The organism is Tissierellales bacterium (assembly GCA_025210965.1).
In the GTDB taxonomy this organism is placed as follows: domain Bacteria; phylum Bacillota; class Clostridia; order Tissierellales; family JAOAQY01; genus JAOAQY01.
The window spans coordinates 1-24,374 of sequence record JAOAQY010000086.1; the positions used below are offsets into that span (position 1 = coordinate 1).

The window sequence follows — 24,374 nt, forward strand, 5'->3', positions numbered from 1 at the left end:
CATTTAATACCTTTTCTATAACATCACTAAAAAAGTTTACTTCTTCTATTCCATCTATCTGCTCTATCTTCGCCACTGTCGGTTCTACATTTCTAAGTGTCTTCAAATGCAGTATAAATGAGTCTGGGAGTGGATTATCGCTCTCTAACCCCTCTAGTAACGATGCTTCGTCTCCCCAATCTTCTTTAAAATTCTCTAATGCCTGTGTTTTCGATATATACGTCAAATCTACAACTTCATCATATCCTAGTATTTCTTCCCCAATCGCCTCAACTTGAACAATGCTGAGACCATCTTTTAGAAATATCTTCACATCATCAAATTCATCCTGTATGTGACTTGCTATATAATTCGTATTTATTATAAGCAGTAGTACTATTCCTAGTATTATAAGTGTAGCTGATAATGAAGTTATCGATGCTAAACTCATCGTCCTGTTTCTCCAAAGCCCTACTAATCCTTGCCTTATATTTACTCCTACAGATCTAAGCTTCATCGTAAACACCCCTTTGCGTGTCTCTGATGATTTTACCGTCGTGAATTTGAATCACTCGTCGTTTCATCATATCAACAATTTGATTTGCATGTGTAGCCATAATTACTGTCGTCCCTCTCTTATTGATATACTTTATAAGTTTCATAATCTCCCATGCATTGTTTGGGTCTAGATTTCCTGTAGGCTCATCGGCAACCAATACTGATGGATTGTTTATAATCGCCCTAGCTATTGAAACCTTCTGTCTCTCTCCACCTGATAACTCAGCTGGGTAGTAATTGCCCTTATCTTGAAGTCCTACCATATTTAAAACTATTGGCACTTGCCTTTTTATACTGCGCGATGAAGCTCCAACTATCTCCATAGCAAATGCTATGTTTTCAAAAACAGTTTTTTGAGGCAACAATCTAAAATCTTGAAATACTACCCCTAGTTCTCTTCTGATATATGGTATTTTTCTATTACTTACACTCGTAATATCTTTATTGTTTAAAATAATTCTGCCGCCTGTCGGCTCTATTTCTTTCATCAATAATTTTATAATTGTCGATTTCCCAGCACCACTACTACCCACTAAAAATACAAATTCTCCTTTTTCAATGTGTAGATTGACTCTATCCAATACTTTTTTTTCTGAGCCATAATTCATTGATACGTTGATAAAATCTATCACTTAACTCACTCCTGTCATTAAACAACCTCTCTGTATCATTATACTTTTAAAAAAGTCAAAATCTAAGGTTTTAAAGCATTTTATACAAAAATTACACGGTTATAGTAAATATATGCTAGTATAAGTATTCTAAAGTTCATTGCATCTTTAAATACCTTCAAATCATATCCCGTAGTTTTGTGTATCTTTTCTAATCTATATATCAAGGTATTTCTGTGAATAAAAAGCTTTCTAGCAGCTTCACTGATATTTAGATTGCTTTCTAAAAATATATTTGCTGTCTTTATATCGTCTGTATCTAGCATCGAAAATTTAGCTAATTCTATTTTCTTTTCCAGTGTTTTAAGTTCACTTTCGCCTAAATTAGCTATGATTTGATTTATCATCAATTGATCATATTTTACAACACTTTCACTGATTCCATATCGTTTTGCTAGTCCTATAGCTTGCCTTGCTTCGCATTGTCCACGATAAACATGACGCGGTTCTATAATTGTGCTCAGTCCAATTTGTATTTCTATAGCCAAATCTGACAATATAAGTCCCGATAATTCCCTAGGAAATTTTTCGTCTATATCATCTGAAAATCTATAGTAAATACTTAGCTCGTTCTTATTTAAACTAGTAAAATCAAGTTCTCGAATATTTATTGCCTTTAAATACTCTACTATTCTCTTCATTTCATCATCACTTTTAAGTATTATCGACATTATCTGCCCATGGGATAATCTTAAAATGTTCTTTTTTTCGAAATAATCTGTTATTTCTTCATCGCTTCTATCTTCACTCAAAAAATAACTCAAGTTTTTCCTTTGATTCTCAGATTTTGTTCTATTTTGTTGGAGTTCTTCTATGATATCTAAAAGTACTTTTTCTCTATCTGTTAATCTATTCTCCATACAAACATGTATTTCCTGCTCTTCTATATCAATTTCTTCCGAAAAAAATTTTTTGATTAATTCAAATTTATTTTCTTCTTTCATAAAATCACCCACTATTATTATACCTAATAATTACAATAATAACAAATAAACATAGCATTTTATATTAATGACTCCTAAATAAAAATGGGTTGAAGATTTAGAATAAACTTCTAAATCTTCAACCCATTATTTAATCTTTATTTATTTTCTTGAAATAGCTTTTTTAGCTGATTCAACTAAGTTGGCTGCTGTAAGACCATATTTTTCTAATAGGTCAGCTGGTGTACCTGACTCACCAAATGTATCTTTAACACCAACGATTTCCATAGGCACTACTTTACCAGAAACAACAACTTCTGATACCGCGCTACCAAGTCCACCATAGATGCTGTGCTCTTCAGCTGTAACTATAGCACCTGTTTTTTCTGCTGATTCTAAAATCAACTCGTTATCAAGTGGCTTTATAGTATGGATATTTACTACTCTAGCTGAGATTCCTTCTTTAGCAAGCGTCTCTCTAGCTTCTAAGGCCATTGCTACCATGATTCCAGTTGCTACAAATGTTACATCTGTACCTTCTTCAATCACAACGCCTTTTCCGATTTCAAATTTGTAATCTTCGTCAAATAATACAGGAACGTTCATTCTACCAAATCTCATGTAGACTGGTCCTTCATATTCTGCAGCTGCCACAACAGCTGCTTTTGCTTCTGTAGCGTCAGCTGGATTTATAACAACCATTCCTGGGATAGTTCTCATAAGACTTAAATCTTCTAGCATTTGATGCGATGCACCATCTTCACCTACTGTTAAACCAGCATGTGTTGCTGCTATTTTAACGTTTAATCTAGGATATGCTACTGAGTTTCTGATTATTTCATAAGCTCTACCTGCTGCAAACATAGCAAATGAACTTGCAAATGGAATCTTGCCACAAGCTGCAAGTCCTGCTGCAACTCCAACCAAGTCCTGTTCTGCTATACCTACATTGAAAAATCTCTCTGGGCAAACAGATTTAAATGTTGCTGTTTTTGTCGATTTTGACAAGTCAGCATCTAATACTACTACATTTTTATTTTGCTCTGCTAATAGCTTGAGCCCTTCTCCATAAGCAACACGAGTTGCGATCATCTCTGCCATTATTGAGCACCTCCTAATTCTTTTAAAGCTTGAGCTGTTTGCTCATCGTTTGGTGCTTGACCATGCCATCCTGCTTCATTTTCCATAAATGAAACGCCTTTACCTTTTACAGTTTTAGCAATAATTATAGTTGGCTGTCCTTTTGTTTCACGAGCTTCTTTAAAAGCTGCTTGAATTTCTTCAAAATTATGTCCATCAATCTTTACTACGTGCCATCCAAATGCTTCCCATTTCTTGTCGATTGGCTCGATTGACATAACTTCGCTGTTTTTACCATCGATTTGTAAACCGTTAAAGTCTAAAACCGCTGTAAGGTTATCTAATTTGTAATGTGCTGCAAACATAGCTGCTTCCCAAACCAAACCTTCTTGAACTTCCCCATCTCCTAATAGTGCATATACTCTATTAGATGTTTCATCAATTTTGTTTGCTAATGCCATTCCTGATGCTGCTGAAATACCCTGTCCTAGTGAACCTGTTGACATATCAACGCCAGGTGTATCGTTCATATTTGGGTGTCCTTGCAATTCTGAATTAATTTTTCTAAGTGTACTCAATTCTGATTTGTCAAAAAATCCTCTCTCTGCTAATGCTGCATAAAGAACTGGTGCAGCATGACCTTTAGATAATACAAATCTGTCACGGTCTGCTTTCTTAGGATTTTTAGGATCAATATTCATTTCATCAAAGAACAATACAGTCATTATATCTGCTGCTGATAATGATCCTCCTGGATGACCAGATTTTGATAGGTGTAACATTTTGACAATTTCTTGTCTGATCGTAGTCGCTATGGACTGGAACTCTTGGTTCATGTGTAAACCTCCTAAAATTTACTAATTCTATATATTGCTGAATGTTGTTTCAGCACAAATCACTATTAGTAGTGCTTCATACAAGTCAATAGTATACCACATTTACGGCTCAAAAAAAGTCCTTTTTATTAAAATGTCAAATCATTTTTTAATTTTGGACATCTGTCACAGCTTTAGGCGTAAATAATATCTTTAATATAAACTTTGGTATCGCTAATTGTCTTTTAAATCTCTTTGGATCTTCTTTTAGTCTATATAGCCATTCAAGCCCTATCTTTCTCCAAGCTTCTGGTGCTCCTTTTACTTTACCTGCAATTACGTCTGCAACCCCACCATTTCCAATAGCTAACTTGCAATTTATTAGCGGTGCATTCTCATCTATCCAAAGCTCCTGCTTGTATGCACCTAAGCATACAAATAGTATGTCTGCATTAGATTTATTGATTTTATCTATTACTTCACGTTCTTCATCATGACCACTGTGCCCAATATGAGTCCCTTTGAAGTATCCGTGGTGGTGACCTGCAACAATTAAATTTTTGTACTTTTCCTTGATGTTATCACAAGCTTTTTCAGCTATTCCAGGTTCTCCACCTAGTATAAATAATCTGCCTCCGGTTCTATCTAATTCTTCCAGCATCCACAAAGACAAATCATATCCTGTAACTCTTTCTTTAAACGACTTTCCTTTGATTTTAGCTGCATAGACAAGACCTATACCATCAACTGTTACGTAATCAGCTCTGTTGAGTATATCTTTATATTTTTTGTTTTTTTGAGCAGCCATAACTATTTCTGGATTTGGAGTTACTATCTTTTGGATACCTTTTCCTGCTCGAAGGTGTTCTTTAATTTTTGCCGTAGTTTCTTCAAATGTCATATTGTCTATTTGAACACCTAAGACATCTAGCCTATATCTCATTCGATTCCCTCCAACAATTCTTTTATTATCTCTATATTTTCATATGCACTCTTAAGTTTCTCATCATGACTCATTTCTAGTAAATCTATAGTCTTTGATTTATCTACAATACCTTTTTCAACTATATTATCTAATTCACCTTCTCGGAGCTGTGCCATAGAGCACACGCTATTTACTTTTAGCATGTCCATGAGGCCTCTAACTTTCGGATCATAGGAAATCGCAGTAAGCGCTCTTTGAGATAATATTGCGTATATCAATGCATGATATCTCATCGCAACTATGTAATCCATTTTGCTCATTATGCCTATCATCTCGTCAGCTTCATAGCATCCTTTTAAACAATGTACTCTAGAATTATCGTCTAATTGGTCTATTATGCTCTGACTTATTTTGTCATCATGAGGATGTTGCATGGGTATGAAAACTACTTCATACCCCTTGTCACAAATTGATTTGACAAGCGCTTTGACTCCGCTCTCGATATATTGTCCCTCTTTCCACGGCCTTACTGATATTCCTATATATTTTTTGTCGAAATCTAAATTTTCCTCTTCAAATATTCGATTTATTCTATTTTGCTCTATTGATTTCATCATAAACACGGGATCAAATGTAACACTTATCTTTGGATGTTTCAAACCCAATTCCATCAAAAAATCATATGAATCTTGATCTCTAAGGGTTATCACATCAACTTTTTTAAGCATTTCAAGAGTCCTTCTTCTATTAAATCCACTCTTTATAGGTCCCATCCCATTTGCAAATACCATCACTCTTTTACAATGTTTTTTGGCTAAGTGCAAGAGCATCAAATAATAGTATAGTGATCTATTGCTTGTTCCATCTTGTAGCAACGTTCCTCCACCACTTATAAACAAATCGCAGCTTTTCATTTCTTTTGTTATCTGCAATAAATTGTAGCGGTTTATAGCTCTTATGTTATAGTTTTTTTCTGTCTGTTCTACTTGATTAGAAAGAGCAACAATCTCTACCTTTTCACCAATCTCTTTTAATTGTTGTGTCAAGACTTTTAAAATAGCATCGTCTCCACTATTATTGAAACCATAATAGCCCGATATCAATATTTTTTTAGTCATTGCTCTTCTCCTTTACTTTATATTCTGTTCGTTGAACACGAATAAGTATACCAGCAAAACCAACAATCATCCAGAATGTCCATATAATTTTGGGCAAATACAATACGTTTTCTGTCAAACCATTAGTCAATATTGCAACAAATGAACCAAACAAGCTTATAGCAATTATTCGTGCAAATCGATCTTCTCTCTGTATCGATATTTGGTAAAGTTTTTTCAAAATTATACCTAGCATGAATACAAGTACAAGTAAGCCTCCAATTCCAAGCTCTGCAAATATCTCCAATATCATATTGTGTGAATGATACACATTCATTGTTCGTATATAATTGAGATAATTTATCTTAAATGGCATGTATCCAAAACCTACGCCTAATATCCAATTGTCTTTTATCATTTCCATAGCAACTTTCCAAACTCTTATTCTATATGCGTTTGAAGAGTCTCCAAGATTTGCAATAGATAGTATTCTATTCAAAATACTCTCTGGAAGTAAAAATAAACTAACTATTCCAGCTGGTATAAGTGCCCAAATGAGTTCTTTTTTGTATAGGATAACCATAACTGCTACTGCAAATGCAAATCCTAGCCACGCACCTCTACCAAATGTCAATACTAGCGCACAACCCATAGCTCCTGTTGTACCTAAAAACAACAATTTTTTGAACCATCCCTTGCTATTCATAAATAATCCCATAGATATAGGTAATGCCATTATGAGGTATTCTCCAAGTATATTTGGATTTCCAAATACAGAATATACTCGCACGCTCAAGTTTGGATTATTTTGAACGTCTACCCATGCTGCATCCATTTCTACTCCAATAAAATACTGTAAAACTCCATAAACTGCAACCAAAGTAGCAACATATACAAAACTTACCATCATGCTATATAGTTTTTCTAAATTTTTTGAATCTATTATCATACTTATAGTCCAAACTATAGCTACAGTATGAATAGCCAAATCTCTGATGCTATCCATTCTATATGTCGATGTGCCTGTTCCTATTACCATTACTACATAAAATAATACTATGGCAAATATCAAACAATCTATTTTTAGAGGAGCTTTTCTCTTTACCGCGCCCCAAACTAGTTTTATACTGCTAAGTGCAATTAAAAGCACCATAGTAATTGATTTTGGCAATATAGGAATAGACAATATTAAAAAACTCATAATCCAAGGAAATTCTACAGTCTTTCCATCAGATGACCAAAAGTAACTCATACGCTCATGTAAAACGCTTGACTCATATGTTTCTCTCAAACCTGCTGGATTGACTCCAAGTGCTAAAATCATAATTAAAGCAGACACAAATGTAAACGTTATTTCCGGTGTCATGGAATAGATATTTATATATGTCAAATATGCTATCGTTGACAAGAGCATCATTATTATACTTATTATTTTCTTTCCTAGTGGAGAAGAAACCATTTTAATCAACTTGTGAAACAAGCTATAATTTTTATTGTGTTCCCAAAAATGTCCTATAGACTTCAGCCCATAGTCAACACCTTTAAACATTGTATCTATTATTTTATACGCCACACTATTTTCAATTGTACTCGTATGGTCGCTCATTATTTTCCCCAATGCAGAAGCTCTGTAAGCCTTCTTCACTCTCTCAAAACAACGCCCTGCAATTTTAACTGCTGAGCTGTGAATTTTATACTGTGAACATCTATTTGCTAATGTATAAAATTTTCTCTTCAGTGCTCGTTTTTCCATGAATACACCCCATTATTGTTCGATGATATCAACCTTTAACGCAACCCCTTGAATTGAAACTTTGCGGTTTTTTAGTGTAAATTGATTTCCTATTCTAGTATGTTTTCCATTTATAACAACAACATCTTCAGTTATATACGCCGGACACTTCATTTTAAGTGTAACTACGTATTTGCCTGGAACTTCCATTGGAACTAACTTATTGTCTGTCTGTATATTATCTACAAATGGTTTTATTTCTTTTGACTCAATTGTTCCAAATAATACATTTTCATCATAGTAATTTAATTCATCCCCATCAACTAAACCATCTATTGTTGCCTGTCTTACATCTGCTACCTCTAATTGCACATATACATCCCCATTTGGTTTTACTTTTGCCCATCTATTGCCAAATAATTTAACTCCTCCAACTACCATTAGTACTAATACTAACACTACACACAAGTCAATTACATTGATTACCCCAAATAATTTTCCTTTTTCATCAATCATTTTCATTATTTTGCCTCCTATATTCTAGTCTTTTTTATAGTATGATATATTTTCACATGGTCTCGACCCATCTTATCCAATGAAAATAGTTCACTAACTTTAGTTTTTAAATTATCGCCCATGTTCTTATAGCAATCATTCTTAAGAGATTCATCTAAATACTTAGCTAATTCATTTTTGTTTTCCACTTCAAACAAGTAGCCATTAATCCCTTGCTCAACTAAATCAGCTATACCACCAACATCTGTGCTTATAATTGTTTTTCCTAGCTTTGCTCCTTCCAATATCACATATGGAAAGCTTTCACTCTTAGATGTAAGCACATTTATGTCTAGAGCATTGAAAAAAGAATAGTTTTCTCGAACAAATCCTAATAGGTATATCTTTTGAGAAAGCCCTTCTTGCTGTATCAATTGCTCTAGGTGATGCTTTTCCTCTCCTGTTCCAGCAATCAATATCAAAAAATCATCTCGCATACTAGAGAGTTCTTTTCCCGCCTCTATGAGCGTATTTACACTCTTATTAGTATCAAGTCTCGCTGCAATACCTATGATTTTTTTATTGGTTGCATCTATACCATATTTAGATAAAAATTCTTTTTTTTCTATTATATCAACCGTTTTTTCTAAATCTATACCATTGTAAACAGTAAAGATTTTTTCTGAATCAAAGCTACGTTCTACTAGCATTTTTTTGAAATTATTCGACACTGCAATGTAGTAGTCAAATTTTCTAAGGGCCATCTCATTTAACCCAGTGAATATAATTTTTTTGTACAAATTATCTTTAAAGTCTAATTTGTAGTCACTGTGAATAGTTGTTACAAACGGAACTTTAACTTTTGATTTTAGAAACATTGCTATAAAATTAGCTCTAGCACCATGGCAATGTACTAAATCATAGCCCTCTTTTTCTATTAGTTCTTTTAATCTCGAAACCACTGAAAAATCAAAACGATTTTTTTGTTGATACACTTCAATATCCAACCCTAATTTTTTACCATCTTCATAGAATTGGTCCTCAATAAAACAGACTAGCTTTATTTGGATATCTTCTGATAGTTTTTCTACTAATGACAAAACATGTGTCTTTGCACCACCAGTATCTCCACCACTAATCAAATGAAGTACTTTCATCACTTTGCCTCCTTATTGGATTATCTGATAATTTCCTTTGACCATAATATAAATCTCTGAACTCGCAAGTATACCTCGTCCATCTGACCTTGGAACAATCAAAAGATGATTCTTCTCTATGTTAACCCCTTTTGATAAATCTTTACCTATTGTGACATCGCATAATCCACCTGAAGCACTTGCTATTGCAGTCCCCTTGCCTGATCTTAATATAAATTCAGTACTCGATTCCCCTACTATGCTCTGTCCTTTAGCTAATTTTACAACCTCCCATGCGGATGATTGTTTGTTTTCTAAAGTTTCTCCCCCATCAACTTTAGAATCTACATAATACTTCAATTGTTCTATTTTCTGATTCATATAGCTCATAGTAATTAACGGATCTTTTTCACTTCCACCGTTAGCAAATACAGCTATTTGACCTATGGTAAATCCTATTATTAGTACCATCAACAACATCACATTGTATCTCTTTTTGCTCTTCAAATCTAACGCCTCCTTTTATTATTTTTCGCAGCGTTATGTCTATTGTTCTTCTTGTACTTCGACTTCGAGTTCCCCTTAGCGCCCCTAGATTTTGTCTTATTTGTTTCTTCATTTGAAAAATCTCGTATTAAACACTTAGGACCATTTCCTATTAAATCATATCTATTTTCACTTATAAGTGCCTGTCTAACAAGTTTATAGTTTTCTCTTCGATTGAATTGCAATAGAGCTCTTTGCATATGCTTTTCTTCTTTAGTTTTTGGAACATAAATTTTTTCAAGAGTCACAGGATTAAGCTCTGTATAATACATTGCTGCCGATAGCGTCCCTGGTGTAGGATAAAAATCCTGAACTTGCTCTGGAATATATCCTATAGATTTCAAATAGCATGCAAGTTTGATTGCAGATTTTAATGTACTACCTGGATGACTTGATATTAGATACGGTACTAGGTATTGATCCTTGCCTAGTTTCTTGTTCATATCTTTGTAATCCTTAGTAAATTTTTCAAACACTTCAACATTTGGTTTTCCCATGAGCTTTAGAACCTTAGGATCTATATGTTCGGGCGCTACTTTTAGCAATCCGCTTACATGATGCTCACAAAGTTCTTTTAGGAATTTTTTGTTCTTATCAGCTACTACATAATCATATCTTATTCCCGAACGTATGAATACTTTCTTGATTTTAGGTTTTTTTCTTATTTTTCTCAGTAATTGTATATAATCCTCATGATCTACTTCTAAGTTACTACATGGTTCTGGAAACAAGCACTGTTTATTTTTACAAGCACCATATGTCATTTGTTTCTTACAAGCAGGTTTCCTAAAATTAGCTGTTGGTCCACCAACATCATGTATATATCCTTTGAAATTTGGACTTTCTATCAATTTATCTGCTTCTTTTTCTAATGATTCATGACTTCTTCCCTGTACGATTCTTCCCTGATGAAATGTAATGGCACAAAACGAACAACCACCATAGCATCCTCTTGAACTCGACAAGCTGAATTCAACTTCCTTGAGAGCAGGAATTCCACCTGATTTTTCGTAAATTGGGTGGTAAGTTCTCTGATAAGGTAGTTCATACACGTCATCTAATTCTATTGTTTCTAACGGTTTTGCCGGTGGATTCTGTACAATATATGAATCACCGTGCCTTTGAATCAATGCTTTTCCTATGAATGGATTTTGTTCTTGATTCTGTTTATTGAAGGCTCTAGCATATGCTTCTTTACTTTTTTTTATTTCGCTTAACGATTCAACTTCTACATAATCGTAAACTTCATCTAATTGATCTTTTCTTATTCTATAGCATGTTCCCTGTACATGTCTTATATATTTAGCTTCCATTCCCATAGCTAAGCACTCTGCAACTTCTACGACGGGTTTTTCACCCATTCCGTATATTATCAAATCTGCAGCTGTATCTATGAGTATAGAATTTCTGATTCTGTCTTCCCAGTAGTCATAGTGTGCAAATCTTCTCAGACTAGCTTCTACTCCTCCTATCACTATTGGAATTTCTCCATAAATTTCACGAATCTTATTGCAATAGACTATAGTAGCCCTATCTGGTCTCATTCCCATCTGTCCGCCTGGAGAATATGCATCTGTTTTTCTCTTTTTTCTATTGACGGTATAGTGATTCACCATAGAGTCCATGTTTCCCGCACTTACTAGAAATCCTAGTCTTGGCTTTCCAAATCTTTTAAAATCTTTTTCATTTTTCCAATCTGGCTGTGCCACTATGCCAACTTTGTAACCATAACGTTCTAATACTCTTCCGATAATTGCTGGGCCGAAACTTGGATGATCTACATATGCATCCCCTGAAACTAAAACAAAATCGACACCATCCCATCCTCTTTCTTTTAAATCTTTCATTGAAATGGGCAAAAATTTATTTTCCATATAATTCTCCTATTTTCACATCTACTATTTACAAAAGAAAATCCAAGGCCTTACCTCAGATTTTCACCTACTTTATTTATCATTTTCCTTAGCTCACTAAGTTATGTAGTGCTATGGTCCATTATGTATCAACATTCTTCCAAATTCAAACTAATCCTAAGTGCTTTTTCAACTTTATCCATCATTACATCGTCAAATCTGCCAACCTTGTCCCTTAACCTCTTCTTGTCTATAGTTCTAATCTGCTCCAACAATACCACTGAATCTTTCGTCAATCCGAAATCTTTTGATGATATTTCTACATGTGTTGGCAATTTAGCTTTATCAATTTTTGCTGTAATTGCAGCCACAATCAGTGTTGAACTGTATTTGTTCCCAATATCATTTTGTAGTACCAGAACAGGGCGAATACCTCCCTGTTCCGATCCTATTACCGGACTTAAGTCGGCATATATTATGTCTCCTCTTTTTATCAGCATTTTATTCACTTCCCATTAATTTCATTTCATAATCGCATAATTCTTCTTCATCACAGACAACCATTTCTTCACTTAGCTGGCTGTTTAATTTGCTCATCTCTTTGTAACCTTCTTCCATTAGTTCTTGCATCTTCTTTTTTTCCATAGCGAACCTCCATTATTCCAGAAGATAGTCCCTAATCCTTATGACCTCATTGTTCTTGATATACGCCCTTGGAACTCTTTTGCTGAGAATACATAGTATCTCATAGTTTATAGTTCCCAAGACATTCGCTATTTCATCAACACTTGGTTCTCCATGGTTCCCATCTCCAAAGAGAAACACCTCATCCCCAACATCCATTCTTTCTATATCTGTAAGATCTATCATACATTGATCCATACAAATATTACCAACTACTCTAGCCGCCTGACCCTTGACGCCTACATAGATTTTGTTCGATAATAGACGACTATATCCATCTGCATAGCCTATTGGTATAGTACCTATAATCGAATCTCTCTTTGTTACAAAGCTATGCCCATAACTAATGCCTTTGCCTTTTTCTAGTGATCTAGTTTGAGAAATAGTAGCTTTCAAACTCATCACCGGCTTCAAATCCATCTTTTTATGACTTACAAATTCAGATGGATACAGTCCATACATCAATAAGCCAGCTCTCACCATATCATAGTGATACTCTGGATTATTTAATATAGCTGCACTATTAGATATATGCTTAATCGGAATCTCCAACCCTTGAGATTCTAATTTGCTAACAAAATTTTTAAACTTTTCATTCTGCACATCAGTGAATTTAGGATTCTCAGCATCTGCTAGAGCAAAATGAGAAAATATCCCTTCGATTTCGATGTTTGGTAATTGACTAATTTTTAGTATATCTCCTATAGCTTGATTGTTTGCATCAAACCCAAGTCTACTCATACCTGTGTCTATTTTTATATGAATCTTAGCTTGTCTGTCAAGCCCCTCTGCCGCGTAAGATAACGCTTCTGCTTGCTCGTAGCTAAGTACAGTTTGTATTATATCATGCTCTATTATATCATTCGCCTGAAAACCAGGTGTATATCCTAGTATCAATATAGGCGCTTTTATATGATGTTTCCTAAGCTCAAGCGCTTCAGACAATGTAGCTACTGCTAATCTATCTACTCCATTTGCCAGTATAGTTCTGGCAATCATTATAGCTCCGTGGCCATATCCATCAGCTTTTATTACTCCTGAAAGACAGGCTGACGGCGATAAGTTCTTTTTAATTTCTTTTATATTATGAATCAAGTGATCCAAGTTAATCAAGGCCCAAACAGGTCTAGTATTCATAAATGATAGCATGTCTTCACCACTCTTTAATAGTCTATTTTTGTTTGCATTGTATTTGATATTGCTAGTGGCAATTGTTCCAATATGTCTCCTGCAATCAAGCTATACTCTCCCTTTTCAAGAGCTGCATAATCTCCTGCTAGACCGTGAAGATACACTCCAGCTAGCGCTGCTCTAAATGCACCAACCTTTTGTCCAAGTAAACTCGCAATAATACCAGCAAGTACGTCTCCACTTCCAGCTGTGGCCATCCCTGGATTTCCAGTTGGGTTTACATATACTCGTCCTTCATCGTCACAAACAATTGTCTCGTTACCCTTGAGTACTGTTATAACTCCAAATTTCTTTGAGGCTTCAAGTGCATATTTTACTCTATCTGATTGTATATCACTAGTGTGAACTCCAAGTATAGTAGCTAACTCTCCAGGATGAGGTGTGATAATTGTAGTCCCTTCTCTCTTTTTCAAAAGCTCTGGTTCATCTTGAAGACAATTTATCCCATCTGCATCTATTATCATTGGCTTTCTAGTGTGTTCCATTATTGCTTTTATTACCTGCATCCTCTCTTTATCAATTCCAATTCCTGGACCAAGTAATACTACTTCTACATTTTCAAGTGCCTTTTTAATATCTGGCAAGCCCGCAATACTAAAATATCCTTTATTTAAATCCTCTGTCTTCTTTGTGATAGTCTCTGTCAATTTGATTTCTAATATATGTGCTATACTCTTTGGTACTATATTATAAACGACACCGCTCCCGCTTCTAAGCGCTGATAGACTAGCTAGGTAACATGCTCCTGTCATTCCCATACTACCCGCAACAACTCCTATTTTACCAAACGTGCCTTTGTGTGATTCTTTTTTTCTGCAAGGTAAAATATCTCCAACCATTGTCTTTGTTATCCATTGCTCATCATCTGACAATTGTCGTTTTTCAACTTCACCGCTTATATTGCCTTCTCGTTCCATTCCATTTGCAACAGCAATTGCCATAGCATTTTCCTTCAAATGTGTAATTGATATCTCTATCATCTCAATTTGCTTCTGCTCTGCAACTAATTTGGCCTTCTGATAAAGTACCACAACAGGCTTTCCAAATTCGTCATGGTCTATAACCAAATCCTGCCATCCATAATCTCTTATTCCATATCCTAAAGCTTTGCTTACGGCTTCTTTAGCCGCAAATAACCCTGCTATAGTCTGTATATTATTCTGCCTTTCAGCTATATACTTCAACTCTGTAGGCGCAAAAATCTTTTCCAAAAATTTGTCATTTTTCTCAACAGCTTCTCGAATACGCTCCACTTCAATTATGTCTATTCCAGTTCCTATAATCATAACTTCATCCCCTAAGCGTTTCTTTCAATTTTCTTCATTATACTAAAAAAATGATAATTAATAAAGTTTTGTATGAAATTTTATACTTTCACAGAATATTATATATTTTCTTTCTATCTTTTTGAATTGAATTAAAGAAATTTTCAAGCTATAATTAATAAAACTAGACTATTGAAAGGTGGTAGTTCAATGTCAAAATCTTTTGATTTTAATTTAAAAAACAATGTACTAAATGGCATTTTTTTAGCTTGCTCTTTGAGCCTTGTAAAACCTTATTATTCTAAATTTGCAATACGATTAGGAGCTTCCGACTATGAAGTTGCTCTGATTTCTTCATTGCCTGCTTTGATTGCTGTTTTGACATTGATACCAGGAACACTACTAATGAATCGCTCTAGTAATAAGCAAAAATTAACTGGCTATATCACTTTGAGTCAAAAACTTTTTTATGCAGCGTTTGCAATACTTCCTTTTTTGCCTATTAGTAGACCTTCTTTAGTTTTCGTCTGTTTGATTGGTCTTATGAATTTTCCAGGTTCTCTTGCTGTTGCAGGTTATCAATCTACAATAGGTGATATATTTGAGCCTCAAGAAAGAAATAGAGCTATGGGACTTCGAAACAGATATTCTGATTTGCTAAAGCTAATAATTGTATTTCTTTCAGGTCAATTTCTACAATATTTTGCATATGATCAAACCGCTTCTATACGTTCGTATCAAGTAATATTTTTTGTAGCATTTTTGATTGCTCTTGGTGAAGTTATTACCTATTTCAAATTTAAGGGACTTCCAAAAGTATCTGTACGTCCAGATAGCAATCTCTTTTTTACTATTTTAAAAGACGTACCAAAGCAAAAAGGTTTGATGTCTTTTATGGCCTGTTCCCTTTTGTTTCACTTCGGATGGCAGATGGGTTGGCCGCTGTTTTCGATATATCAGATAAATGTATTAAAAGCTGATGAAGGATGGCTCAGTATGATTACTATAGTCGCAAGTTTAGCTTCCATTTTTTCTGTAACTCTTTGGTCTAAATTTGCAGACAAATACTCCAATACATTGACATTAAGCATAGCAACTCTAGGTATGTCTATCACACCTATATTGTACACTTTTGCATCGTCAGTTGAAGTGCTTACTGTTCTAAATATTTTGCCTGGAATTTGTACAGCTGGGACATTATTGATTTTATTCAATTTAATGCTCGAAGTTGTACCATCTGAAAATAGGATAATATATATAGCAATTTACACAACACTAATAAATCTTTCTGCTGCCATATCTCCAGTAATAGGAATATGGATCAAAGAGCAGACTTCAATTTATGTCGTACTTTTGGTTGTAGGTGTACTTCGAATGATTGGAAGTATAGCATTTTTCATAAGAAGTAAACGACAAAATAAATCAAAGGAGCAATTTTAATGAATGAACTTTTTAAACAAAAAATGGAAAAATTATTGGGAGCGGAATTCAATGAATTTGTCGACGCATCCTCAAATGAAATATCTAAATCCTTTAGAGTAAATACTTCTAAAATTTCTAATAATGAGTTATTAGAAGGACTAACTAGCCTTTATGGTGACACAAATGTATTTGATAACATTCCTTGGTGTCCAACTGGTTATTATTTGACTAATGGTGATATAACTTTAGGTAAAACACCTTATTACCATGCTGGTGCTTATTATATTCAAGAAGCAAGTGCTATGATTCCCGTAGAAGTTTTAGATCCAAAGCCTGGAGAATTAGTTCTAGATTTATGTGCTGCTCCAGGTGGAAAGTCTGTTCAAATCGCTTCTAAGTTAAATCAAGATGGTTTCGTGTTAAGTAACGATATCAGTCCTAAGAGAACTAAAGCTCTTGCCAAGAATCTTCAAATGGCTGGTTTCAGGAATATCGCCGTTGCAAATGCATCTCCTGAGCAATTAGCTGATCACTTCCCATGCTATTTTGACAAGGTGCTAGTCGATGCTCCTTGTTCTGGTGAGGGTATGTTTAAAAAAGATAAACAAGCTGCCAAAAACTGGACTCCAGAGTACGTTATAGAATGTCAGTCTTTGCAGAGACAAATTCTTATTTCAGCTGTAAAAATGCTAAAGCCAGGAGGCTTGCTTGTATACTCAACTTGTACGTTTTCACCTGAAGAAGATGAATCGCATATCGAGTTTCTATCCAATCACTGCCCTGAAATGTCTCTTGAAAAATTAAATGCCCAAAATGGCCTAACTAGCGGTCTAAATGGGGAATCTGTTTTAAGAGCTTGGCCTCATAAATTGAAAGGCACTGGACATTTCATCGCTGCATATAGCAAATCTGACTCTTCTTCTACCAATGTGAAAAGTTCTGTATCAAATTCTTCTGTAGCTCCACCAGAAACTTTTGTTGATTTCTTTGGTTCTCTTCCCGATTGGTTAAACAATGGTTCATATTGCAATATCAAAGATCAATTATACTGGCTTCCAAGTGGTATAAATCTACCTCGTTCTGTCAGGTTTGAATTATCTGGTCTACACCTAGGTACCATGAAAAAAAATAGGTTTGTACCTGCTCAAGCTTTAGCTATGGCTCTTTCTAAAAATGATTTTCGAGAAGTTATTTCATTAGATATAAGTGATCCTTTGGTTTTAAAATATTTAAAAGGTGAAACTATAAACCTAAAAGCGCCAAAGGGATGGTTGCTGATTTGTATGAACGATTTACCTCTCGGTTGGGCCAAGTCTGATGGTAATTTTATAAAAAATTATTATAATCCGAATTGGCGAATGAATTAGAAATATTTGGGTATTTATAATATGATTCAATTTATTACACGCAGATTGGGGGACTTTATATGAAAATAAAATTCTTAGGCGCATCAAAAGTTGTTACCGGATCTTGCTATCTGTTAGAAACTGATCACCACAAAATACTTATAGATTGTGGCTTGTTTCAAGGTAGTGATGAACTAGAACTTTTGAACAATGAACCCTTTGACTTTAATCCTGCTTTAATCGATTATGTTATCTTGTCACATGCTCACATAGATCACAGTGGTAGAATTCCTAAGTTAGTAAAAGAAGGTTTTAAAGGAAAAATTATATCAACAAAAGCCACTAAAGAACTTTGCGATATAATGTTAGTAGACAGTGGTCATATTCAAGAATCCGATGCCAAATGGGAAAATAAGCATAGAATGAGATCGGGTAAACCACCGATTGTTCCGCTGTATACAGCATCAGATGCTTCTTATAGCTTGAAATTTTTTGACCCTGTTTTATACAATCAAAAAGTTAAGTTAAATGAAGAAATTTCTGTAAGGTTTCAAGATGCTGGACATATTTTAGGTTCTTCTATAGTAGAGCTTTGGATTACTGAAAGAGAAAAAACTGCAAAGGTTGTTTTCTCTGGAGATTTAGGTATGAAGGATAAGCCTATTTTGAGAAATCCAGCTAAAATTGATTTTGCTGATTATCTCATTGTAGAATCTACTTATGGGAATCGCCTTCACAAACAAGTTGGTGAAAGTACGAAGAGATTAGTTGAAATAATAAATAAAACTGCTGCAAGAGGTGGCTCTGTTATCATTCCTTCTTTTGCGGTAAGTAGAACTCAGGAATTGATTTATGAACTCAACCACTATTATGAATATAATGATGATGTACAGCAATTTATGAGAATTCCTATATATATAGATAGTCCTATGGCTGTCTCCGCTACTGAAGTTTATAAAAATAATTCTTATTGCTTTAATGAAGCTGCTAAGGATTTGATTTTGGGCGGAGATGATCCATTCAAGTTCGAAAATCTATTCTATGTTAGATCTCAGAGCGAATCTATGAGACTAAATGAAGCTCCCTATCCTAAAGTTATAATTTCTGCTAGCGGTATGTGTACTGCTGGAAGGATACGTCATCACTTGAGACATAATTTGTGGAATAAGAAAAATAGTGTAGTATTCGTAGGATACCAAGCTGAAGGAACTCTAGGAAGACGATTAAAAGATGGCATAAAAAAAGTCAAGGTACTTGGTGAAGAAGTTTCAGTTGAAGCAGAAATTTACAGCATAGAAGGTTTTTCAGGACATGCTGATAAGAATGGCTTAATTGATTTTGTCGAATCATTTGAAAAAGTTCCTAAGAAAATATTTGTAACACATGGCGAGGAAAGTTCATCAAATGATTTTGCACAATACTTACGTGAAACTCATCATGTAAAAGCTATAGTGCCTGACATAGGTTTTACATTTGAACTTAAGGAACATGTAAAAACTTATCAACACGGTACTCAGCTTGAATCTATAAGACGCAAAGAAAATATTCAAAAAGAGTTGCAAACAGCTTATTCTCAATTTGAAAACCTTGCTTATAATACCGATAAGATGATGGATCAAAGTTTATTATCAGATCATTACGATAGTCTAAAAAATAAAATTATTGATTTACAACAAAAATTAATGGATATAACAATAATGCTTGGTAAGTAATATAAAGAGTGCTGAGATAAAATAGATAACTCTATTTTATCTCAGCACTCTTTTTTTATTTAAATTCATAACTCAAAAAATCATCTATAGTCTCTAATTTTTCCACTCTCGAAAAACCCTCTTTCAGTTCAGGGTCAAATCCAATATCGAATGCATAATCTCCAACAATATCAACTCCTTCATATTGTGATTTATCTATTTTTTCAAATGGATTAAACCTTATTCTCTTGTATGAAAGATAAAATTCTATGTCGTATTTTTGCATATCATCTATTTTTTCAGCTAGTTTTCCTAAAAACATTGCGTTTTCATCTACTGTATTTTGTTCTTCTAGCCTTTTCATCTTGTAGTTAGAATACATAGATGATAACATTTTGACTATCATTTCTATAGCTTGTATAATCTCTAATCTTAATCCACCTTCAACTCTTCCAATCACCCAATAATACTCTGCATGCCCTATGCTTTCTAAACCTAATAATCTCTTATCTATTGGTGCTATTATAGAGCAATTAGTTCTCTCTCCAATCTCCAAACCATCAAAATTTGAATCTATTTTTTCTCCGTTATATCCATAGTCTATTTTCCCAAAATTAGATTGATTTATACAGTCTATCTCATTTTTGACTTCTCTAAAATCTCCTCTTGATTTTAGCAATCTATATTTCTTCGATTTAGTTTTCTCAAGTATACAACTCTCCGTAATTTTATATACTATGCTCATTGTTGCCAATAAGCTTTCAAACAGTTCTTCTAATGTAATTGCACTTTGAATATTCGCCATAACGTCATACAGTGTAGCTAATTGCATTCTTTGTTTTTCCATTAAATCCATCTGTTCTATATTAAGTGAATTATTTTCGGCTATCTTGAGAAGAAAGTCTATAAAATTAAATAACTCCTCATTCTTCTCAAAAAAATCTAAGCTCGACTGCGATAATTCACTAAAACTTACAAAGCCTGTAATAGAACCGTTTTTTAATAGTACTATGTTTTCAGCTCTCAGATTGCTTAGATCTACATGTCCCTCTATTCCTTCATTTCCAAATTCTATTTTTTCTATTTTGTAAGGTTCAAAATCCGAAGCATTCAGCTCAACATCTCCATAGTATGGTCTGTATTCACCCTTTTTGTATACACGTTTCACATTGTATATCTTCTTCGTCTCATCGTAAAGCGCTATTGCGATAGTTCTAGCTTCTGTTATTTCATAAAGCATATCTAATATATTTTCAACTACTTCTTCTAATTCACTTATGAAATAAAACCCATCTATCTTATTAAAATTTATCAATTTTATGATTTTTTTCATCAGATCCAATTTATGCTCTCTCATCTTTTCCTCCTATCGCTTCTGTATCTTGATTTGATTCTCATCGTAATAGTATATGCCTCGTACTGGTTCTCTTACTGGAATTTCTATTCTTCTAATCGCTACTTGAGATCCAGGATACATTTGTCCTAATATTTCTATACTGCCTTGACCTTTAGCTCTCAAATGATTATTAAGTATAGTACGCCGTTCCTCTAATTCAGATATTTCTAGCAAAAGTTTACCAATTAATCTTTTCAATTTCTTATAATCTAGTGGGATAGTCTTCTCTCCACCAGCTTCAATTAGGTTTAGTGCTTTTTTATTGTATTCCAAAAGTTTTAGCTTTTCTTTATATATTCCAAGTAGTTCAGTCAATTCTTCATTTACTTTTTTTCTGTCAAATCCATCAACTCTAATTTGAGTTTTTATCTCTTTATTATTCCCAATAAATTGTGCCTTTATCCAAGCTTTAGCAAGTATTTGCCCTCCTATGATTCGACCCCTGACCGATGCGACTTCTATTGCATCCGCTTTTATTCTACTGTCAAATATATAATATCCTATGTTAACATATCCTCTACAATCAATATTAGCCTGATTTACATGCTTTATAAATACATCTTTACCTGCTTTTATCATACTTTTTCGCTTTCCATAAATTCCGCCCTTAATAACTATGCTACCATACCTCGATTCTATGAGATTTACACACCCAAGTCCCATATTTCCATTTATGGTTATATCATAGTCTGCTTTTACAGAAAATCCATCTTCTATAGTCCCTTTTATAGTGACATAGCCCTTAAAATCTACATTGCCCGTCGTATAATTCACATCATCTATAATCAAATGACTGCTTATAGTAATTTTTCCATTTTTAAACTCAACTATCCCATCTTCTTTTGCGCTAAGTACATGTTCATGTTCTTCTTCTATCAATTGTACTTTTTTGCTATCATACCTTAATCTTCCACTTTTTCCAGCTCTAGCATGTAGCACTTCGCCAATTATATTTATTCCATCTACACCTTCTGTAGCAAGTTTCATTGAACCAAGCCAGTCACCCATTCTAACAGATTTATACAATTCAACTGCATAAAAATCGGTAGATCCATCTTTAGAAATCTCTGGCTTTGCATCAGGTAATTCTATGTAATTTACGATTGCATCTTCTCCATCTACAGGCAATTTCCCTTCTGCTACGATAACTTCTCCAGATATATCATATGTTTCATTAAATATAGATGATTTTACTCCATAATTAATTCCATTTTCTTCTAAGCATTGTCTGATTTGCTGATTAATCTCTTTTCTATTTGTTTCAAACTCTTCATTTGTAACAAATAGTTTTATATAAGCTACCATTAGATCTTGATCCATTCTTAACTCAATCATATCTCCAGCTTCGCCAATACAAATAGTTTCATCATCTAACAACAAAAAAGAATTTCTGAGTTTCATAAAATCAATTTTATTAATTCTCGGATGATTTTCTAATTCTCTATGTAATTCAGCTATATTTCCATACTCTCTTTTCGCTTTTATGTATACATTTTGATTTTGGATAATAATATCGTATTCAACTGCACTTTTTATAATCATTTTCCCCCTCCTTTCTTTTCAAAAAAGCTAGGAAACATTAATGTCCCCTAGCTCTATTTTAATTTATAATGTTTCTGGTTCAGACCATTCGTAATCAGCAGTGTCAACAACTACTGAACCAATTCTCTGATCTTCAATAGGACGATCTCCAGCATGTGTAGCTCCTGTTGCTATGCGATCAACTTCTTCTAACCCTTCTATTACTCTACCAAATGCAGCATAGCTACCATCAAGATGTGGTGCATTTGCATGCATTATAAAAAACTGTGAACCAGCTGAATCAGGATGCATTGCTCTAGCCATAGACAATACACCTCTTTCATGCTTCATTTGGTTGTCAAATCCATTCGATTTAAACTCACCTTTTATTCCATATCCTGGACCACCCATTCCAGTTCCATCTGGGCATCCTCCTTGAATCATAAATCCTTCTATTACTCTATGAAAAATAAGTCCATCATAGAAGCCTTTATTTACAAGACTTATAAAATTATTTACTGTATTAGGCGCCACTCTTGGATAAAGTTCTGCCTTGATTTGATTACCGTTCTCCATGGTAATCGTAATAACTGGGTTTGTCAAAATAAATCTCCTCCTTACGAATTCTCTGCTATCAATTTAGCAATTTCGTCATCACTCAATATTTTATTTGGATCATCGCCAACTGACGATGTTACCTCCTCTTCTAGCTCCTCTATATGAGCCTCATCATCTTCTTGCTGAGCTATAAGTGCAGCAATTTCATCTGGTGTCATCATTTTATTCGAATCCTCTGGAGCTGGCGCCTCTACTTTTTCAACCATTGGGCCATTCTCGGCTTCTTCTTGTTCTATAAGTGCCGCTATCTCCTCGGGCGTCATCATCTTATTCGAATCCTCTGATGCTGAAGGCTCTTCTTCTGGAGTACTTTCTTGCTCTACTAGTGCTGCTATCTCCTCAGGTGTCATCATTTTATTTGAATCCTCTGATGCTGGAGACTCTTCTTCTGCATCACTTTCTTGTTCTACTAGCGCTGCTATCTCCTCGGGCGTCATCATCTTATTTGAATCCTCTGATGCTGGAGATTTTTCTTCGGGTTCACTTTCTTGCTCTACTAATGCCGCTATCTCCTCAGGTGTCATCATTTTATTTGAATCCTCTGATGCTGGAGACTCTTCCTCGACATCACTTTCTTGTTCTACTAGTGCTGCTATCTCCTCAGGCGTCATCATTTTATTTGGATCTTCTGATTCTAGCTCTTCTTCATTAGATTCTAGCGTCTCTTCTATTATATCATCTGATTCTATTTCTTCAAGCAAATCATCACTTTCAGATTCTAACTCTTCTGTTTGATTTTCTTCAGGTATAGACGCTTGCAAATCTTCCTCTATAATTTCAATCTCTTCTTCTTCTGATTCATCTTCTAACATTTCTTCTGTTTCTTCATGTTGTTCTTCCGCTTCACTTACAAGCTCTTCTATGCTTTCATTCTCTTCGAAGGAAGAGTTCCCTGGTTCTCCCTCTTCACCTTGAGCTTCCATCATCATTTCTTGCTCTTTTTCTGGGTCATAGTCCAATCGCTTTTTCTCAAATTCTTCTAGAGCTTGTTCATAGTTGCGATCCATATGTTTTTTTTCTTCTTCGAATTTTCGCTTTTTTTCATTTAGTAATCTCAAACGCTCCATGTAATTTTCATTTATACGTTCTTTCTCTTTGTTAAACTCTTCCTGTTCTCGCTCTAGTGCTTGTAATGCTTTTAATTCAGCTTTTCGTCTTTGATCTTCCAATCTAAAAAGAGCTTTCTCTTCCTCTAGCTTCCTATGTTCCTCTTCAAGTTCTCTCTCTCGTTTTTCTTTCTCTGACTCAAAGCGTTTCTTTTCTTCTTCGAATTTTTCACGTTCAAGTTCTACTCGAGTTTTCTTTCTCTGCATTTCTTCTTTATAGGTTTCAAAACAAGACGTGCAATAAATTTCCCCAGTTGATTTGAGCTTATGTGCTTTTTTACTAATTTTTTCGCCACATTTATCGCAATTCATACTAATATTAAC

At 34.3% G+C, this 24,374-nt stretch carries 23 protein-coding genes; 3 read left to right on the forward strand and 20 right to left on the reverse strand.

All coding sequences use genetic code 11. The annotated features are described in order from the left end of the window. The 16 genes from N4A40_06305 to N4A40_06380 form a co-directional block, all read right to left on the reverse strand. Positions 1-496, reverse strand: a 496-nt coding sequence (locus N4A40_06305; protein ID MCT4661460.1) for a permease-like cell division protein FtsX, incomplete at its 3' end; no start/stop codon positions are given. Further along, positions 486-1,169: a cell division ATP-binding protein FtsE gene (ftsE, locus tag N4A40_06310; protein MCT4661461.1), complete on the reverse strand. Its 684-nt coding sequence runs from the start codon at positions 1,167-1,169 to the stop codon at positions 486-488. The genes N4A40_06305 and ftsE, both read right to left, overlap by 11 nt. A gap of 80 nt (positions 1,170-1,249) precedes the next feature. Then, positions 1,250-2,152, reverse strand: coding sequence for a helix-turn-helix domain-containing protein (locus tag N4A40_06315; protein ID MCT4661462.1), 903 nt, complete (start codon positions 2,150-2,152; stop codon positions 1,250-1,252). Between the two features lie 141 nt (positions 2,153-2,293). Next, entirely contained in the window at positions 2,294-3,232 is a 939-nt protein-coding gene (locus tag N4A40_06320) for a transketolase family protein (protein ID MCT4661463.1), read from the reverse strand. Beyond that, positions 3,232-4,047 (reverse strand): transketolase, encoded by an 816-nt coding sequence (locus tag N4A40_06325; GenBank protein ID MCT4661464.1) that lies wholly within the window; start codon positions 4,045-4,047, stop codon positions 3,232-3,234. Before N4A40_06325 ends, N4A40_06320 begins: the two co-directional genes overlap by 1 nt. Positions 4,048-4,195: 148 nt before the next feature. Beyond that, the gene (locus N4A40_06330) at positions 4,196-4,969 is read right to left on the reverse strand and encodes a WecB/TagA/CpsF family glycosyltransferase (GenBank protein MCT4661465.1); all 774 of its coding nucleotides are present in this window, start codon (positions 4,967-4,969) and stop codon (positions 4,196-4,198) included. Next, positions 4,966-6,069, reverse strand: coding sequence for a polysaccharide pyruvyl transferase CsaB (gene csaB / locus N4A40_06335; GenBank protein ID MCT4661466.1), 1,104 nt, complete (start codon positions 6,067-6,069; stop codon positions 4,966-4,968). The genes N4A40_06330 and csaB overlap by 4 nt, the downstream gene beginning before the upstream one ends. Further along, positions 6,062-7,801, reverse strand: coding sequence for an O-antigen ligase family protein (locus N4A40_06340; GenBank protein ID MCT4661467.1), 1,740 nt, complete (start codon positions 7,799-7,801; stop codon positions 6,062-6,064). The genes csaB and N4A40_06340 overlap by 8 nt, the downstream gene beginning before the upstream one ends. Positions 7,802-7,813: 12 nt before the next feature. Then, positions 7,814-8,302: a DUF4330 domain-containing protein gene (locus N4A40_06345; protein MCT4661468.1), complete on the reverse strand. Its 489-nt coding sequence runs from the start codon at positions 8,300-8,302 to the stop codon at positions 7,814-7,816. An 11-nt stretch (positions 8,303-8,313) separates the two neighbouring features. After that, positions 8,314-9,432, reverse strand: a complete 1,119-nt coding sequence (locus N4A40_06350; protein MCT4661469.1) for a glycosyltransferase — start codon at positions 9,430-9,432, stop codon at positions 8,314-8,316. Positions 9,433-9,444: 12 nt separating this feature from the next. After that, a complete protein-coding gene (locus N4A40_06355; GenBank protein ID MCT4661470.1) occupies positions 9,445-9,918 on the reverse strand; it encodes a hypothetical protein in 474 nt (157 codons plus the stop codon). A gap of 2 nt (positions 9,919-9,920) precedes the next feature. Then, a complete protein-coding gene (locus tag N4A40_06360) occupies positions 9,921-11,831 on the reverse strand; it encodes a YgiQ family radical SAM protein (protein ID MCT4661471.1) in 1,911 nt (636 codons plus the stop codon). A gap of 128 nt (positions 11,832-11,959) precedes the next feature. Further along, positions 11,960-12,310: a type II toxin-antitoxin system PemK/MazF family toxin gene (locus N4A40_06365; GenBank protein MCT4661472.1), complete on the reverse strand. Its 351-nt coding sequence runs from the start codon at positions 12,308-12,310 to the stop codon at positions 11,960-11,962. 1 nt (position 12,311) lies between these two features. Beyond that, the gene (locus tag N4A40_06370) at positions 12,312-12,455 is read right to left on the reverse strand and encodes a hypothetical protein (GenBank protein ID MCT4661473.1); all 144 of its coding nucleotides are present in this window, start codon (positions 12,453-12,455) and stop codon (positions 12,312-12,314) included. Between the two features lie 12 nt (positions 12,456-12,467). After that, the gene (alr, locus tag N4A40_06375) at positions 12,468-13,643 is read right to left on the reverse strand and encodes an alanine racemase (GenBank protein MCT4661474.1); all 1,176 of its coding nucleotides are present in this window, start codon (positions 13,641-13,643) and stop codon (positions 12,468-12,470) included. A gap of 14 nt (positions 13,644-13,657) precedes the next feature. Beyond that, positions 13,658-14,971: an NAD(P)H-hydrate dehydratase gene (locus N4A40_06380; protein ID MCT4661475.1), complete on the reverse strand. Its 1,314-nt coding sequence runs from the start codon at positions 14,969-14,971 to the stop codon at positions 13,658-13,660. A 189-nt stretch (positions 14,972-15,160) separates the two neighbouring features. Between N4A40_06380 and N4A40_06385 the strand changes: the two genes are divergently transcribed. The 3 genes from N4A40_06385 to N4A40_06395 are packed head-to-tail and all read left to right on the forward strand — an operon-like array spanning position 15,161 to position 19,430. Next, complete coding sequence (locus N4A40_06385) at positions 15,161-16,390, forward strand: MFS transporter (GenBank protein MCT4661476.1); 1,230 nt, start codon at positions 15,161-15,163, stop codon at positions 16,388-16,390. Further along, the gene (locus N4A40_06390; protein MCT4661477.1) at positions 16,390-17,739 is read left to right on the forward strand and encodes an RsmB/NOP family class I SAM-dependent RNA methyltransferase; all 1,350 of its coding nucleotides are present in this window, start codon (positions 16,390-16,392) and stop codon (positions 17,737-17,739) included. Before N4A40_06385 ends, N4A40_06390 begins: the two co-directional genes overlap by 1 nt. A gap of 59 nt (positions 17,740-17,798) precedes the next feature. Beyond that, positions 17,799-19,430 carry an MBL fold metallo-hydrolase gene (locus N4A40_06395; GenBank protein MCT4661478.1) on the forward strand — a complete coding sequence of 544 codons (1,632 nt, stop codon included), beginning with the start codon at positions 17,799-17,801 and terminating at the stop codon, positions 19,428-19,430. A gap of 55 nt (positions 19,431-19,485) precedes the next feature. On the opposite strand, the gene N4A40_06400 is transcribed toward N4A40_06395, so the two are convergent. The 4 genes from N4A40_06400 to N4A40_06415 form a co-directional block, all read right to left on the reverse strand. Continuing rightward, positions 19,486-20,766 carry a hypothetical protein gene (locus N4A40_06400; GenBank protein ID MCT4661479.1) on the reverse strand — a complete coding sequence of 427 codons (1,281 nt, stop codon included), beginning with the start codon at positions 20,764-20,766 and terminating at the stop codon, positions 19,486-19,488. Positions 20,767-20,775: 9 nt separating this feature from the next. Further along, positions 20,776-22,347: a FapA family protein gene (locus N4A40_06405; GenBank protein ID MCT4661480.1), complete on the reverse strand. Its 1,572-nt coding sequence runs from the start codon at positions 22,345-22,347 to the stop codon at positions 20,776-20,778. Positions 22,348-22,410: 63 nt separating this feature from the next. Beyond that, entirely contained in the window at positions 22,411-22,929 is a 519-nt protein-coding gene (locus N4A40_06410; protein ID MCT4661481.1) for a peptidylprolyl isomerase, read from the reverse strand. Positions 22,930-22,943: 14 nt separating this feature from the next. Further along, complete coding sequence (locus tag N4A40_06415) at positions 22,944-24,362, reverse strand: hypothetical protein (protein MCT4661482.1); 1,419 nt, start codon at positions 24,360-24,362, stop codon at positions 22,944-22,946. Positions 24,363-24,374: the final 12 nt, after the last annotated feature.